The sequence below is a fragment of the Methylocystis bryophila genome, from assembly GCF_027925445.1.
Classification (GTDB): Bacteria; Pseudomonadota; Alphaproteobacteria; order Rhizobiales; family Beijerinckiaceae; genus Methylocystis; species Methylocystis bryophila.
On record NZ_AP027149.1, the window covers coordinates 2,796,069 to 2,809,824 of the forward strand.

Here is a 13,756-nt window from a genome sequence, read left to right on the forward strand (position 1 = left end):
TTACCAGTAAAAGACGAGCAAATATCCTAGTATAAATCCTGCCATGAACGAGATAGATCGGTGGCGTTTGCTCGGCGCCTTCCTTCGAGTCCATCGCGAGCGCATGCCCCGCCCTGACGGAGCGGCGTCGCGCCGTCGTACCCCCGGCATGCGACGCGAAGAGTTGGCCGAAGCGGCGGGGATCAGCGTAACTTGGATCACGTGGCTCGAACAAGGACGGGAAGTGAGTGCGTCTGTCCCGGCCCTGTCGCGAATAGCCGAGGCGTTACGCCTCACTCCGGCGGAGCGAGCCTCACTTTTTGATCTGGCTGGCAAACGCGATCTACGTATCCCAGCAACCTTCGAGCCTGATCTTCCTGTTGAGTTGCTGGCCCTGTCCTCACAGTTCGCCGGCCCCTGCTATCTTCTCGATGCTACTTGGACTGCGCGTGCGTGGAACGCCGCTGCCGCCGATCTCTTCATCGGCTGGCTGGACGATACGTCGGCGGAGCGCAACCTTCTCGCCTTCGTGTTCCTTTCACTCGTCGCCCCGAGCTTAATAGGCGACTGGGCTGACCGAGCCCGGCGTCTCGTGGCGGAATTCCGCGCCGACTTCAACCGCCACCCGAGCGACCCGGCGATGGGCGCGCTGGTTGATCGTCTCGTTGAGGAAAGCTCCCTCTTCGCCTCCCATTGGCGCGATCAGGATGTCCTCGGTCGCGAAGGAGGCGAACGGCGCTTCACCCACCCTCAGCGCGGTGAACTGCATTTCCACCAAGCCACCCTCCTGGCGGCGTCGCGGCCAGAGATCAAGCTTGTCTGCCTCACGGCGTTGTAACATGAGGATATCTGAGAATCTGCTCTGATCACGCACCGGGCTGTCGACGCCGACAATTTAGCTGGCCAGATCACCCGATTTTAATAGGTCCTAGAGTGCGATGCGACAAAGTGGAAACCGGTTTTTCGCATAAGTCGCGCTCTTAGCTTTTAGACTCGATCACGCTCCGTTCAGGCGGTTCCGCCCGAATGCAGCGTGATCTATCGCGCACAGGTCACGTCCATGAGTTCGGAGCACGGCAGTTTTGTTTGGTATGAGCTTGCGACGAGGGACATGGCCGAGGCCAAGGCGTTTTACGCTGAAGTCCTCGGCTGGACCGCGCGGGAGGTCTCCCAGGCCGGCAGGCCCTATAGCCTGTTTGCCGCCGCCGACGCGCCGGTCGCGGGCTGTCTGCCGCTGCCCGAATTGGCCGGCGCCTCGCCGCATTGGTTGGGATATGTCGGCGTCGACGACGTCGGCGCCGCCGTCGCAACGACGAGGGAGCTCGGCGGCGCCGTTTATGTTCCGCCGACGGAAGTCCCAGGGTCCAGCCGCTTTTCAATCATCGCGGACCCGCAGGGGACGACGCTGGGGTTGATCGAGAGACTTCAACAGTCGCCGCAAGAGCTGGGCAAAGACCTGAGCCTACAGGGACGCGTGGGCTGGCACGAGCTGCTCGCCGCGGATTATGCGTCCGCCTTCGACTTCTACTCTGCGCTGCTCGGCTGGCGTAAGCGAGACAGGCTGGATGGCTACATGGGCGCTTATCAGAACTTCGCCGTGCGCGCGCAGACGATCGGCGGCATGTTCTCCAAGCCGCCGACCCTGGCGCACCCGTTTTGGCTCTATTATTTCAACGTCGCCGACATCGACGCCGCGGCGCGGCGCGTCGAAGCCGCTAGGGGCGCGATCTATTACGGCCCGATAGAGGCGCCGGGCGGCGCTTGCGTCCTGCATTGCGCGGACTCGCAGGGCGCAACTTTTGCGCTGCTCGAGCGGCGCGCGCTCAAGCCGGTTGGCTATTTCACGCCGCGGCCGAGCGCGAACTGACCGACCGCGCCCTCGACGTGAAGGGCCAATCCCGTCAGGCGCGCGAAAAGGTCGATGTTCGATATGCCAATGGCGCAGCCGCCGAGCTGCATGTCCGTCGCCGTCAGGTAAAAATTCTGCGACAAGGCGCCGACGTCTTTCAAGATCAACGAATAGGCGATCGCACTATATTTCCAGGAGATTCGTCCGAACCGGGAGGCGACGACGATGAGGATCTGGGGAGCGACGGCGACGCCCATGGCCTGCGCCGCTTGCGCGAGCGAGGCTTCGAAATCGCTCTCTTGGGCAGGTAGGGCCGCCAGCGCGTGGGCGCCCGCGTCATAATGGTAAAAGCCGCGCTCGAGGCCCTCGCATCGGGCGACGCCGAGATAGAGCTCCAGCTCATAGGCGGCGCCCGCGGTCGGATAGGGCCTCGACGTATGGCCACCGTCGTCGGTGGAGGGATCGCTCCAGCGCGAGAGCACGCGCGCGCTGCGGTCGAGAAAGGTCGAAAGCTCCTGGAGCGTGATCGGATGGTCGTCGTCGAAGCTGCGCGCCGAGCGGCGCCGGCGCAGTAGCTCCGCGAAGCTCGATAGCGCCTGCGGCTCCGGCAGCTCGACTGTCTTGCCGCTCCAGCCCGGCCTCACGGCCGGCAAGGGCGCAATCGCGCCGGCATGCGGATAGGCGCCGCCGAGCGGATTGGCGTGGCGGCCCTCGGTGCTGCGGGCGTGAAATAACAGATCGTGAAAGTCCCAAAGCACCAATTGCTCGTCGCCTTCGCGCCGACGCAGCGCCGCGCCGTCCGCAACCTCGGCCTTCATGAGCAGCTGGCTGTGCAGCAGCAGGCCGAGCAGCGTCGCGTCGAAAAAATGCTTGCTGCGGCGCAGCTCCTTGAGCGAATGCGGCGTGGCGAGCAGCGCCAATATGGCGGCAATGTTCGGATCGCGGAGCCGGAACAAGGCGTCGGCGCGCGGCGATTCCAAGACGAAGTCGGTTCCGCGCCGGCGCAGATAGGCGAATCGCGACAGAACGAGCCGATCCGAATCGTGAAGCGTCGCCGTTTGCGGCCAGTAATCCGCGACCTGCGGCTCGATCACGGCGAGCTCCTCCCCTGAGGACGCGGTGAGCCCGAATTCCAGCAGGCCGCGGGCCGCGAGGCGCGCCACCAGCAATTTCGAGACCTTTTCGCCGGCGGCGACCGTCGTGGCGGGGAGGCCTGCGCCGAGCTTCTTCATCCAGCTCGCGGCGTCTTCGCCGAAGACGCCGAGGCTCGCGGCATAGCCCTGCGCGTGGGCGACGATCTCGCCCGTGGCGTGCGCTTCGAGAGTGGCGCGGCCGTTCAGCCTCACGACCAGCGCGCTGGCGCTCCGCCGCGCTTTCTTGGGGTCGGACGCGCGCAAAGCCATTCCGCGCTCAGCTATGCGGATGGATGGGATTGAGCTCGGCTTCCTCGCGCGGCGACTGGAGCCATCCGGACCTCACCGGAACGTCATAAAGACGTCCAGGGCCGAAACGGCGGTAGAAATGCCGCAAGCCCGGCGCGACGACTCGCACGACGGGAACGCCGATATCCGGTCGGGTCTGGTCGAGCACGAGGAAATCATGGCCAGCCTGCTTGGAGAGCGCGACACAGGCCGCGACTTGCTCATGCGTGTGTAGCGCGCCGAACTTCACGTCGAGATCCGGCTGCGCGGGCCGGTCTCCGCTCGGCGTCAGATAGGGGTAGTCCTGCATTCGCAACGGCGTCACGCCATCTAGGCTCGACTTGTCGCCGGTTCCGCCGCCCATGAGCCCGAGCGAGAGGAATTGGTTGAGCTCGGTCAGCGCCCGCAGCAGCGCGATGCGCGCGTCGAAATGCGCGCCGGAGCCAAACTCGACGTTCTCCCGCCCGTCCTTCATCCAGTGCGTGATCGCGACATAGGTCGGGATGCCGAGGTCGCTCGTGATGTCGAGCACCCACAGCTTTCGTCCCCTATCGGCGAGCTCCTTGCTGAACTCCCGAACATAGGTATCCTCGAACCGGCTCAAGTCGAGCTCGGGTCGCTGCAGACGATTATACCACCAGATCGCATAAGCGTCGCGCTCGACGAGCTCCAAGAACCCTTGCACGATCGCCTCCGCGACCGTGTTGCCGGCCGCGCAGCCGTTGGAATCTGCGCCGAAGGCGGCAGGGCCGCGATAGAAAAAATAGAGAAGGCTCGTCGGCAGGTGCTTGAAGCGCTCGTCGCGCAAGGACCAGACCGGAGACCAGTCGATCTTCGCCGTCTCGTCGAAGAATTCGGGGTTCGCATCGACGTCGTCCTGCGCGCCCGGCTCGGCGGCGCGCCGCAATTGAGCCTGGGAATACAGCAGCACGTCGTTCGGCGCGATGGCGTCGCCAGGCGCGAAATCCACAAAGCGGCGCTTCGCCCTGATCTCGTCGCCCTGAAAAATGCCGGAATAGCGCTCGATCGCCTCCATGAGCGCGCTGGCTTCGCCCTGTTCTGCCGTGCTGCCCTTGCCGAAGCTGCCGCTCTGCATGCCGTTGCGCAGCTCGCCGACCGTCTCGGCCAACCCGCTGAAATTGTGCTGGGCGTAAAAATTGGTGTTGAGAGGCAGGTCGGCCTCGATGCGTTCCAGCTTCGAAACCACGCCGGTCAACGGACTCACATGCTTGCGAAAGCGCGCGACGGTCGCCGAGGGCGAGACGCTGCGGTAGCCGCCGCTCGTCATCACCAAAGGGTCGTTCCCGCCGAATTCGATCGGCGCTGGCGATCGTCGCGGATCGCGAAGCTTCTTCGCGCCACAGGCCGGGCATTGCGGACGGCGGCCGACATAGTGCTTCACGATGTCCGAGCCGAGCAGGTCGAGACTCACGATGTGATCGCTCAACGTCGTCTTGAAATCGGTGGCGATCGCTTTCGCGAGCTCGATGGCGGCGAGGTCGACGCCGCTGCGGCCGAGCGGGTTTCGCGCCAGCGGCGACAAGACCAGGCGACGGGCCCCCTTGCGATCGAGCAGATCGCGTACCTCGCGGTTTCGCCGCATGCGATCGGCGAGGCACATCCAGCATGCGCCCTCTCCGGGCCGAAACACCGGCCCGACGAGCGGAAAGACGCCCGAGGGCTGAAGCAGCGTCCAGGTCGTCTTCTCGGCTAGAAATTCCTCGTTCAGCGCCTCCAGGCGCGGGTCCAGATAGTCGTTGACCAGCACGAGCGTGAGAGCGGGCTTGCGCTTGGCGATGCGAACGCCAAGTTCTTCAAGGGAGTCCTCGAGCTCCGCAGCGCCTTTCACGTCGAGCGAGCGGAGGCGCACGCCGCAGCTTTTGAGGTTATTTGCCGCGGTCTCCGGCGAAAAGCCGAGGCTCGTCCAATAGGCGGCGGTGAGCCCGTCCGACCCGCCGGAGGGCAGGATGTAGCGCCGCTCCAGCATCCGTTTGAAGGCGGCGGAAACTCTCTCAGGGGGATAAGATTTCTCCAGCTCGCGTGCGAGCTTCTGAAAGCTTTTCCCGCCCTTGGCGATCGCAGTAGCGATCACGCCGTAGATTTCTCCGTGGAGTAGAAACTTCCGATCTTCGGAATAGAGGCAAACGAGATCGGGCTGCAAAAGATAGACGCTGAAATTGGGCGCAAACTGCGGGACCTCGCGGCCAAGGCGCGAGAGCAAGTCTTCATTATCACTCATGGAGTCGATTCCGGATGCGCAAAAATCAAGCCGCGCCTGTCTTCCAAGGCGCGGCTTCGAGCCCTTCATTTAAGCTATATTGGCCTGCCGTTCAGCAAAGGGCGCATCCGCCCCACGACAGGCAGCAGCCGCCGGCGCAACCGGACCAGCAGCCGCCCCATCCGCAGCCGCGGCATCCGCCACCACAGCCTCGGCAACCGCGGCAGCCTCGTCCGCCACAGCCTCGGCAACCGCCACAGCCGTGTCCGCAGCCGCAACCGCGGGCGAGCTGCACGTTATTGGAGCCCAGCGACTTCACCGAGTCTTGGTCGAAAAGATGAAAAGTCGCCAGCGTGACGCCGGAGATTTCCTCATCCCCGAGCATCAGGCTCATGTCGTCGCCCTGCGACGAGAAGTCCAGCATGGGCATGCCCGCCGCTGCGCCGCCAGCGGCGCCGGCCAAAGACACGCCCGCAATACCTAGCACAGAGGCAGCCTTATTCAGACGCCCCCCCTTTGTACTCCGTTTCGCCCGCGCCATTGAAAGTCTCCCTCTCCGACCCGTCCCCGATCTCCCAGATTGGGATTATCTCGCGCGATCGCTTCGTACGTCAACCTTCGACGCGACTCAATGAGCGCTGAGGAAGGGGGCGACTAGGTCGCCGCCTTCTTTTAGAAATTTAGCGACGCCGATATGACGGTGCTTTGGAGAGAGGGGCTCTATAGGGCGTGCAGCGCATAGCGAAGCCAGATTTCCCAAAGCGCAAGTGAACTTAAGGCGAAGCTCGCGAAGCGCGCCAAGAGATGATTGGAGCCGATATAGATCGCCGCATGAACCGCGCGCAGCGCGACGAAGATCCAGGCTAGCGTTACTTGCACGCTGTCGGCCCAGGCGGTGACGATCATCAGAATCGAGATCACGTAGAGAAGAATCGGCGCCTGCATCAGATTGTCATAGGTCCGCGCCGGCCGCTCGATCCACTCGGGCGGCGGCTCGCTTCGAAAGTCCTGATAATAGCGGGCCGAGGCGCGGCGCGTCAGAACGGCCCAATTGCGCATCATCGGCAGCACAAGCCAAACCACCACCGTCAGCGCGAACATTGCGAGCATCGGCTTCAGCAGCGCGCGCGGATCGACGGCGGCCGTCGGCCCGAAGGCGAGCGCTGTGAGCGCGAGGCCTCCCGCTGCGAGGAAACCATAGGTCAGCCCCAGGGAGATTCCCCGTGGGCTCGTCGCGGGCGATCTCGTCGTGGCGGTCATCTCGTTTCCTCCCAGCTCTTTCGCTTGCAATTTGCAATTGATAGGAGAACTCGCTGGCCTATTGCAAGCGAAATTCTTATTCTCTCGAGATGAGCAAGGTTTTTGAGGGTGCGAGCGCGCCTCCTTGTCCCCTGCGGCGATTCGTGGAGCTCTTCGGCGACCGTTGGACGCTGCTGATCCTGCGCGACCTGATGTTCGGCGAGAAAAGCGAGTTCGGGGAATTTCTCTCGGCGCGCGAGGGCATCGCGACCAATATGCTGGCGGATCGCCTGCGCCGGCTCGAGCGGCGCGGGATCGTCACGCGCAGCCCACATCCGACCGACGCGCGAAAACGAGTCTATCGTCTCTCCAGAAAGGGCGTCGAGCTCGCGCCGGTCCTCATCGAGGCGGCGCTATGGGTCGAAAAGCACGAGGGCGTGGAGATCCCGGCGGCGCTGCGTCTCGACCTGAAACAAGACCGAGCCACGCTGATGGCCGAGTTGCGCTCGCGCGCCTTAGGGGCCGAACCCAAAACGGCTCCGGCGGGTTGCGTGGGCGCCCGAGACCCGTCTAATGAGACGGGAAAGAATTGACTGCGCTTTCGACAGAACGGGAGATCATTGATGCCTGAGGCGACGACGCCGAAAAGATTCAAGCGCGTCGTCGTCAAGCTTTCGGGGGAGGCGTTGACGGGGCCTGGGACACACGGGCTCGACGGCGCGACGCTCGCGCGCATAGCCAAGGATCTAGCGGCTTCGGCGGGCGAGGGGACCGAGATCGCGGTGGTCGTCGGCGGCGGCAATTTCTTCCGAGGCGTGCAGGGGGCCGGCAAGGGGCTTGAACGCGCGCGGGCCGATGCGATCGGCATGCTCGCGACTGTGATGAACGGTCTCGCGCTCGAGCAAGCCATTGAGGCCGAGGGACGTCCGGCGCGTGCGCTCTCGGCGATCGCCATGCCAACGCTCTGCGAGACTTATATGCGCGCTTCTGCGCTGCGGCATCTTTCCGAAGGTCGTGTGGTCATTTGCTCGGGCGGCACGGGCAACCCCTTCTTCACCACCGACACCGGGGCTGCGTTGCGCGCCGCCGAGCTCGAAGCCGACGCGATCCTCAAGGCCACGCAGGTCGACGGCGTTTACACGGCCGATCCCAAGCGCGACCCCGACGCCAAGCGCTACGACCGGCTGACGCATGACGAGGCGATCGTCAAGAATCTCGGCGTGATGGACACAGCCGCTTTCGCGCTGGCGAGAGAGAATCGAATACCGATCTTCGTATTCTCGATCGCGGAGGAGGGGGCCATTGCCGCCGCGTTGCGTGGCGAAGGGCGCGGGACCCTCGTTGTCCCCTAAAGGCCTGCTCCCTCTTGCGGCGCCTTCAACCTATGGACCTCCGAGGCTCTTTCACCTGATTTCCTCTGGCGGCTGCCAGACGAGGTCAGAGGAAGCCTTCTTCGCGTTCGCGTTCCTCGCGCCCAATCCGTTCCTATGGTCGGCGACCGCTTTCTCAGCAATTCGCCAATCTTCGGAGTTCCAACGCATCGACTCATTTTGCGTCGAATTCGACGCCAGGGAAGGCAGCATCGCCTTGATCTGATTCTTTAATCGTTGGCTGGTCGATTCTTCCGCCGCCCGCGTCGGTTCGACGTTCGGAGACTGAGCCGGCGCCTGTTGCGCGATTGGGGGATTTTCGTGCGAAAGGCTTGCAACACGGCGAACCGTAGCTGTGTTCGCGGTGTAGGCGAGCACAAACAGAACCGCCGACAGCGCGGCGAGCCCAATGATATGCGGCTTCATTGCTGACAGGTTCATCATCCTCGCTCCTTTATGGAAAGCGCGCGGAAGAGGCGCTCAGCCCCCTGCGTGCGCCCTTAGCTAGGGGCGCAGGGCGGATTTCCAGCGTCGCCGTTTGCGAGCGAAGGGGCGCGGCCCTGATGAACAGTGCGAAGGCCGCAGCTTAAGGCGGGACCGACCGGCTCCTGACGAAAATCTTGGCGAGACGGACACCGCTTTAAAGGCGGCCGTCTCCGATCAGCGCGCCGCGTTTGCGCAGCCGCGTCACGACCAGAAACCCGAGGCTCAGCAGGCCGGATCCGGCGGCGGGAGAGGGCGCCGCGAAGACCCCGTTCAGATTGACCGCAAGATTTTGCGCGCCGATGAAGGCTCCGACATTGCCTCCAGGACCAGTCATGGCCGCGTCGGTCAGAGCCTGGCCCTCAGCGCTATATCCGCCTGTGTAGCTGTAGAACTCGTATCGACGCAGCACGGATTCCTTGCCGGCGCCGGCCTGCTGATCGAGGCTCTCGAGCAGGCCCGAGCCGGGGACCCCCAACTCCGTTTGCAGGAGTTGCCACTCGATTTCGGTCTCCGAGGGATTGTTCGGGGCGAGGCCCTTTCCGCCGGCGACGAGGTCTTCCAGGGCGACCGGGTGGTCATATTGCGTGGTGTAAACTTTGACCCATTCGGCCACCCCGAACTGATTGCCGGCGTCCGGCGCGGGCGCTTGCACCTCGCCCTGAACCTTGGGTTGCGCGGGAGGCTGTCCCGGCGCCGGCGGAGCCGGCGGCGTAACCACCTGCACCGCCGCCGGCAGCTGCGCTGCGACGGTGTTCAACACCGGTGAAGTTGGGGTGGTCTGGGTCAGCCAATGATAGCTGGTGAGGGTTGGCGTCTTCGACGTTCCTACGCCGAAGTGGTCGCACGGCGTGCTGGGCCCGTAACCGATACCCCCGCCCGTCCAGCAGCTTTCTCCGGGCGTTGAGTAGACGCCGCTTGGCGTGCCGACGTTCCAGGATTGGGTCGCTGAGTCGAACGCGCCCTGATAGACGATCGCGACGCCCGACGCGCCGTCCGCGAAAGTCGTGGAGGTGATGGTCGGCCCGCCGTAGCGCTCGACCGAAGGCGGAAAGGACCGACCGACGCCGCCGAAGACGTCGGTCACGTCGCTCTTACTAATTCCCTCCAAATCGATCTCGAAGCCATGGGCGGTCGAGCCCGTGTCGTTGACCGCGTCGAAATTCCCGAGACTGCCGTAGGTCTGCGTCGCTGCCGCGGGGGAGGTGAGGCCAATCACGAGCGCCGTGGCGCCGACGACCCACCCGAGAGAGGACGATTTCCGCGCGCTCCGATGAATAAGGAGCCGACTGCCCGCGCTTAGATTTTCCGCAGCTTGGGGTTTAACTTCGGGCTGAACTTGTCGACCGACAATATGAAATGAATGCAGAATAGACATTCTATGGCCTCCAGGCGGCTCAAAGCGCCGGATTTCGAACGGGTCCGCCTGCCGCTTCGATACGCTTCAGTCACCGAGCTTATGCGCAAGGCCGTGGGACGAAATTGATCACCATCAATTTGAGAGACAATTGGGACAAATAATTTCTAACTGTTGCGCGCAGGCAACACCTGCCTCCATGCCTTTCGACCGAGGCCTATGAATCCTCCGCCCGGCGCACTATTGTTGCCTCAATGGGCGTGGCGGGGCGTCGCGCGCGGGAAAAATCTCAGCAGAACGGCCTGAAGCTGTTATGCTTGCCCGGAATTCGATTCTGGGAAGAAAGACGGATAATACCCAATATGAGTCAAGCATTTGATCTCGCGGATGTGAAGCGTCGCATGCAGGGCGCGATGGCGACGCTGAAACATGAATTCGGTGGGCTGCGCACAGGCCGCGCTTCGGCTTCTCTGGTCGAGCCCGTCCATGTCGACGCCTATGGCCAGTCGACGCCGCTCAATCAAGTCGCGACGATCAGCATTCCGGAATCGCGCATGATCTCGGTGCAAGTATGGGATAAGGCGCTCGTCGGCGCGGTTGACCGCGCGATCCGCGACGCCAATCTGGGCCTCAGCCCGGTTATTGAAGGGCAGACGCTGCGTATCCGCACGCCGGAGCTCAACGAGCAAAGGCGGAAAGAACTCGTGAAAGTCGCTCACAAATATGCGGAGGAGGCGCGCGTCGCCGTCCGTCACGTGCGTCGCGACGGACTCGACGTCTTGAAGAGACTTCTGAAGGATCATGCCATCCCGGAAGACGACGAGAAGCGTCACGAGCAAGAGGTACAGAAGGCGACTGACGACACGATTCGCGAGATCGACGCCTTGCTGGGGGGCAAGGAAAAGGAGATCATGCAGGTTTAAGAACGAGTGGCCGGGGAAAAGCGGAAGCGTCGAGGTGGAAAAGAGATCCATGTCGGATAGAGACTTCGCCGGATTGAAAGATGCTGCGCGTGAGGGGAGCGCGGCGGCGTTTCAGCCCATGCCGCGTCACGTCGCGGTTATCATGGATGGCAACGGACGCTGGGCGGCGCGGCGCGGCTTGCCGCGCATCGAGGGCCATCGGCGCGGCGTCGACGCGCTGCGGCGCGCCGTGCGAGCCGCGATCGAGCTCGGCATCGGCTATCTCACCGTTTATTCATTTTCCGTCGAGAACTGGTCGCGGCCAAAGGAAGAAGTGCAGGGTCTCATGGGGCTGCTGCACCGATTTATTCACAATGATCTCGCCGAGTTGAACGCCAACAATGTGCGCGTGCGCGTGATCGGCGCGCGTGCGGGCCTTAGCGGGGACGTCCTCGCCCTCTTGCGCCAGGCGGAGGAGATCACGCGCAGCAATACCGGGCTCACCTTGGTCGTCGCCTTCAATTACGGCGCGCGACAGGAGATCGTCTCCGCGGCGCGCGCCCTGGCGGAGGCCGTGGCGGCGGGCGAGCTCTCTCCCGCCGAAGTCGACGCCGACGCCATCGCGGCGCGGCTGTACACGTCCGACATTCCGGATCCGGACCTGATCATTCGCACTTCGGGCGAGCAGCGGCTCTCGAATTTCCTGCTGTGGCAGTCGGCTTATGCTGAGTTTGTCTTCCTGCCGATCCACTGGCCGGAATTCGACAAGGCTGCGCTAGAGGCGGCTATCGCCGAGTTCGCTCATCGCGACCGTCGCTTCGGCGGGCTTGAGTCCGGGATGTGCAACGCAAAGACCGCTTCATGAGCGCCACAGCGCAGGAGGGAGCGGCGCCTCCCAAATCCGGCGGTTTTGGCGATCTCGGTCCACGCGTCGCCTCTGCTGTGGTTCTGGTGACGATGGCGGCGGGGACCGCCTTTTGCGGCGGGTCGGTTTTCGCGCTCTTCTGGCTCGTTGTCGCTTGCGCGGTCGTATGGGAGTGGCAGGGCCTGATCGGCGGAGAACGCCAACTGGCCCGCGTCGGTCTAGGGTGGCTCGCGCTTGCCGCCGCCGCCCTTCTCATCCAGGGCGAAACGCCCTTCGTCTGTTCGGTCGCCATCGGCTTCCTTTGCGCGGCGGTGGGCCTTCTTACATGCCGCGGTCGAAGGATCTGGGCCTCGTCGGGGGTGCTCTACGCAGCGGCGCTCGTGCTCTCGGTCGATCTGCTTCGGCAGTCGGGCGACAAGGGCGCGATAGCGATCGCCTGGCTCTTCGCCATCGTCTGGGGAGCGGACGTCTTCGCCTATTTCGGTGGGAGACTGATCGGCGGGCCAAAGCTTTGGCCGCGGGTTTCCGCGGGCAAGACCTGGTCGGGCGCCGTGGTCGGCGCCTTGAGCGGAGCGGCGCTGGGCGCCTTTGTCGCTCGCGTTTTCGCTGGCGCGTCGGTCGCGCCGATGTTCCTCGTCAGCCTCGCCGCGGTGATCTTGTCGCAACTCGGCGATCTCTTCGAATCCGCGGTGAAGCGGCGTTTCGACGTGAAGGATTCCAGCCGGCTCATTCCCGGCCACGGCGGCGTGATGGACAGAGTGGACGGCTTCATCTTCGCTGCAATCTTTGCGGCTGCGCTCGGAGTGTTGCGCGACCCTTCGTCGGCCGCCTCCGGCCTCTTCTCCTGGTGAGCAAACCGATGGCTTCCAATGGCGAGACAACCGCAGGCAAGCGGGCCCCGCAGCGCGTCGCGCTGATCGGCGCGACAGGCTCGATCGGCAAATCGACGGTCGATCTCTTGGTGCGTAACCCCGATCGCTTCAGCGTCGTGTCGCTCGCCGCAGGGCGCGACCACGCGGAGCTCGCGCGTCTCGCCATCCTGCTGCGCCCCGAATTCGTGGCGATCCGAGACGAATCGGGCTTCGAACCGCTCAAAGAGGCGCTCGTCGGAACCAATATTCAGATCGGAGCAGGGCGCGAGGCCGTCATAGAGGCCGCGACATGGGACGCCGATCTCCTCGTAAGCGCCATCGTTGGAGCGGCCGGGGTCGAGCCGACGCATGCAGCGCTGCAGCTTGGCCGCGACGTGGCGCTTGCAAACAAGGAGTGCCTCGTCTGCGCCGGTGCGCCGTTCATGCGGGCCGCCCGCGAGGCCGGAGCGCGATTGCTCCCTATGGACAGCGAGCATAATGCGATCGCCCAGGCGCTCGGCGGCGCCGATCCCGCCACGATCGAGCGAATGATCATCACCGCCTCGGGGGGGCCCTTTCGAACTTGGAGCCGCGAGGCGATCGAAAAGGCGACGGTCGCCGAGGCGCTCAACCACCCGAACTGGTCGATGGGACCCAAGATCACGGTCGATTCCGCCACGATGATGAACAAGGGGCTCGAGCTCATCGAGGCCCATCATCTCTTCGGCGTCCCGGCCGAGAAGCTCGACGTCGTGGTTCATCCGCAATCCATTGTCCACGGGCTCGTGGCCTTCGCCGACGGCGCCGTCACCGCGGGAATGGCGGTCCCCGACATGCGCGTCCCGATCGCACACTGTCTCGGATTTCCGGAGCGCCTCGACGCGCCGACGCCGCGGCTCGATCTCGCGCAGATCGCCACGCTCACTTTCGAACGGCCGGATCATGAGCGATTTCCCGCGCTGGCGCTCGCGCTGGGGGCGCTTGCTGCGGGGGGAGGGTTGCCGACGGTGCTGAACGCCGCAAATGAGATTGCGGTGGAGGCGTTCTTGGCCGGGCGCATCGCTTTTGGCGATATCGCGCGGCATGCAGCAGAAGCAATTGATATTGCTGAGAAAAATGGTGAGGCGAAAGAGCCGGCGAGCGTCGCTGAAGCCCTAGCCATTGACCACAATGTAAGAGATCGATCGCGTCGAGTCTTGGCGACGAGCCGGCTTTAGGGCAT

General features: G+C 64.0%; 14 protein-coding genes. 8 read left to right on the forward strand and 6 right to left on the reverse strand.

The features are described 5' to 3' along the window. Window positions 1-43: 43 nt before the first annotated feature. Together QMG80_RS13000 and QMG80_RS13005 are read left to right on the forward strand one after the other, a co-directional pair. Complete coding sequence (locus QMG80_RS13000; RefSeq protein ID WP_085773195.1) at window positions 44-817, forward strand: helix-turn-helix transcriptional regulator; 774 nt, start codon at window positions 44-46, stop codon at window positions 815-817. A gap of 222 nt (window positions 818-1,039) precedes the next feature. Then, entirely contained in the window at window positions 1,040-1,846 is an 807-nt protein-coding gene (locus QMG80_RS13005) for a VOC family protein (protein WP_085773872.1), read from the forward strand. On the opposite strand, the gene QMG80_RS13010 is transcribed toward QMG80_RS13005, so the two are convergent. The 4 genes from QMG80_RS13010 to QMG80_RS13025 form a co-directional block, all read right to left on the reverse strand. Beyond that, entirely contained in the window at window positions 1,816-3,231 is a 1,416-nt protein-coding gene (locus tag QMG80_RS13010) for a SagB/ThcOx family dehydrogenase (protein WP_085773196.1), read from the reverse strand. The genes QMG80_RS13005 and QMG80_RS13010 overlap by 31 nt on opposite strands. Before the next feature lie 7 nt (window positions 3,232-3,238). Continuing rightward, a complete protein-coding gene (locus tag QMG80_RS13015) occupies window positions 3,239-5,488 on the reverse strand; it encodes a TOMM precursor leader peptide-binding protein (protein ID WP_085773873.1) in 2,250 nt (749 codons plus the stop codon). Window positions 5,489-5,579: 91 nt separating this feature from the next. Next, window positions 5,580-5,954, reverse strand: a complete 375-nt coding sequence (locus QMG80_RS13020) for a hypothetical protein (RefSeq protein ID WP_158658888.1) — start codon at window positions 5,952-5,954, stop codon at window positions 5,580-5,582. A gap of 233 nt (window positions 5,955-6,187) precedes the next feature. Then, complete coding sequence (locus tag QMG80_RS13025) at window positions 6,188-6,727, reverse strand: MAPEG family protein (RefSeq protein ID WP_085773198.1); 540 nt, start codon at window positions 6,725-6,727, stop codon at window positions 6,188-6,190. Window positions 6,728-6,816: 89 nt separating this feature from the next. On the opposite strand from QMG80_RS13025, the gene QMG80_RS13030 reads away from it, so the two are divergent. Together QMG80_RS13030 and pyrH are read left to right on the forward strand one after the other, a co-directional pair. Beyond that, the gene (locus QMG80_RS13030; RefSeq protein WP_085773199.1) at window positions 6,817-7,299 is read left to right on the forward strand and encodes a winged helix-turn-helix transcriptional regulator; all 483 of its coding nucleotides are present in this window, start codon (window positions 6,817-6,819) and stop codon (window positions 7,297-7,299) included. Between the two features lie 30 nt (window positions 7,300-7,329). Continuing rightward, window positions 7,330-8,058, forward strand: a complete 729-nt coding sequence (pyrH, locus tag QMG80_RS13035; RefSeq protein ID WP_085773200.1) for a UMP kinase — start codon at window positions 7,330-7,332, stop codon at window positions 8,056-8,058. A gap of 51 nt (window positions 8,059-8,109) precedes the next feature. On the opposite strand, the gene QMG80_RS13040 is transcribed toward pyrH, so the two are convergent. Beyond that, on the reverse strand, window positions 8,110-8,517 hold the full coding sequence (locus QMG80_RS13040) for a hypothetical protein (protein ID WP_158658889.1): 408 nt from the start codon (window positions 8,515-8,517) through the stop codon (window positions 8,110-8,112). A 199-nt stretch (window positions 8,518-8,716) separates the two neighbouring features. Continuing rightward, window positions 8,717-9,778: a hypothetical protein gene (locus tag QMG80_RS13045; protein ID WP_085773874.1), complete on the reverse strand. Its 1,062-nt coding sequence runs from the start codon at window positions 9,776-9,778 to the stop codon at window positions 8,717-8,719. A gap of 500 nt (window positions 9,779-10,278) precedes the next feature. Here QMG80_RS13045 and frr point away from each other — a divergent pair, with 500 nt between their 5' ends. The 4 genes from frr to dxr are packed head-to-tail and all read left to right on the forward strand — an operon-like array spanning window position 10,279 to window position 13,751. Next, the gene (gene frr, locus QMG80_RS13050) at window positions 10,279-10,839 is read left to right on the forward strand and encodes a ribosome recycling factor (RefSeq protein ID WP_085773202.1); all 561 of its coding nucleotides are present in this window, start codon (window positions 10,279-10,281) and stop codon (window positions 10,837-10,839) included. A 49-nt stretch (window positions 10,840-10,888) separates the two neighbouring features. Then, window positions 10,889-11,683 (forward strand): isoprenyl transferase, encoded by a 795-nt coding sequence (locus QMG80_RS13055; protein WP_085773203.1) that lies wholly within the window; start codon window positions 10,889-10,891, stop codon window positions 11,681-11,683. Then, a complete protein-coding gene (locus QMG80_RS13060) occupies window positions 11,680-12,534 on the forward strand; it encodes a phosphatidate cytidylyltransferase (protein ID WP_085773204.1) in 855 nt (284 codons plus the stop codon). The genes QMG80_RS13055 and QMG80_RS13060 overlap by 4 nt, the downstream gene beginning before the upstream one ends. 8 nt (window positions 12,535-12,542) lie before the next feature. Next, window positions 12,543-13,751, forward strand: coding sequence for a 1-deoxy-D-xylulose-5-phosphate reductoisomerase (gene dxr / locus QMG80_RS13065; protein ID WP_085773205.1), 1,209 nt, complete (start codon window positions 12,543-12,545; stop codon window positions 13,749-13,751). The last annotated feature ends 5 nt before the right edge of the window (window positions 13,752-13,756 follow it).

Bases quoted from the DNA above. Each gene is read 5' to 3' on its own strand.
- QMG80_RS13010 (WP_085773196.1), bottom strand. From the start codon at position 3,231: ATGGCTTTGCGCGCGTCCGACCCCAAGAAAGCGCGGCGGAGCGCCAGC.
- QMG80_RS13015 (WP_085773873.1), bottom strand. From the start codon at position 5,488: ATGAGTGATAATGAAGACTTGCTCTCGCGCCTTGGCCGCGAGGTCCCG.
- pyrH (WP_085773200.1), top strand. From the start codon at position 7,330: ATGCCTGAGGCGACGACGCCGAAAAGATTCAAGCGCGTCGTCGTCAAG.
- QMG80_RS13030 (WP_085773199.1), top strand. From the start codon at position 6,817: ATGAGCAAGGTTTTTGAGGGTGCGAGCGCGCCTCCTTGTCCCCTGCGG.
- QMG80_RS13040 (WP_158658889.1), bottom strand. From the start codon at position 8,517: ATGAACCTGTCAGCAATGAAGCCGCATATCATTGGGCTCGCCGCGCTG.
- frr (WP_085773202.1), top strand. From the start codon at position 10,279: ATGAGTCAAGCATTTGATCTCGCGGATGTGAAGCGTCGCATGCAGGGC.
- dxr (WP_085773205.1), top strand. From the start codon at position 12,543: ATGGCTTCCAATGGCGAGACAACCGCAGGCAAGCGGGCCCCGCAGCGC.
- QMG80_RS13000 (WP_085773195.1), top strand. From the start codon at position 44: ATGAACGAGATAGATCGGTGGCGTTTGCTCGGCGCCTTCCTTCGAGTC.
- QMG80_RS13055 (WP_085773203.1), top strand. From the start codon at position 10,889: ATGTCGGATAGAGACTTCGCCGGATTGAAAGATGCTGCGCGTGAGGGG.
- QMG80_RS13025 (WP_085773198.1), bottom strand. From the start codon at position 6,727: ATGACCGCCACGACGAGATCGCCCGCGACGAGCCCACGGGGAATCTCC.
- QMG80_RS13005 (WP_085773872.1), top strand. From the start codon at position 1,040: ATGAGTTCGGAGCACGGCAGTTTTGTTTGGTATGAGCTTGCGACGAGG.
- QMG80_RS13060 (WP_085773204.1), top strand. From the start codon at position 11,680: ATGAGCGCCACAGCGCAGGAGGGAGCGGCGCCTCCCAAATCCGGCGGT.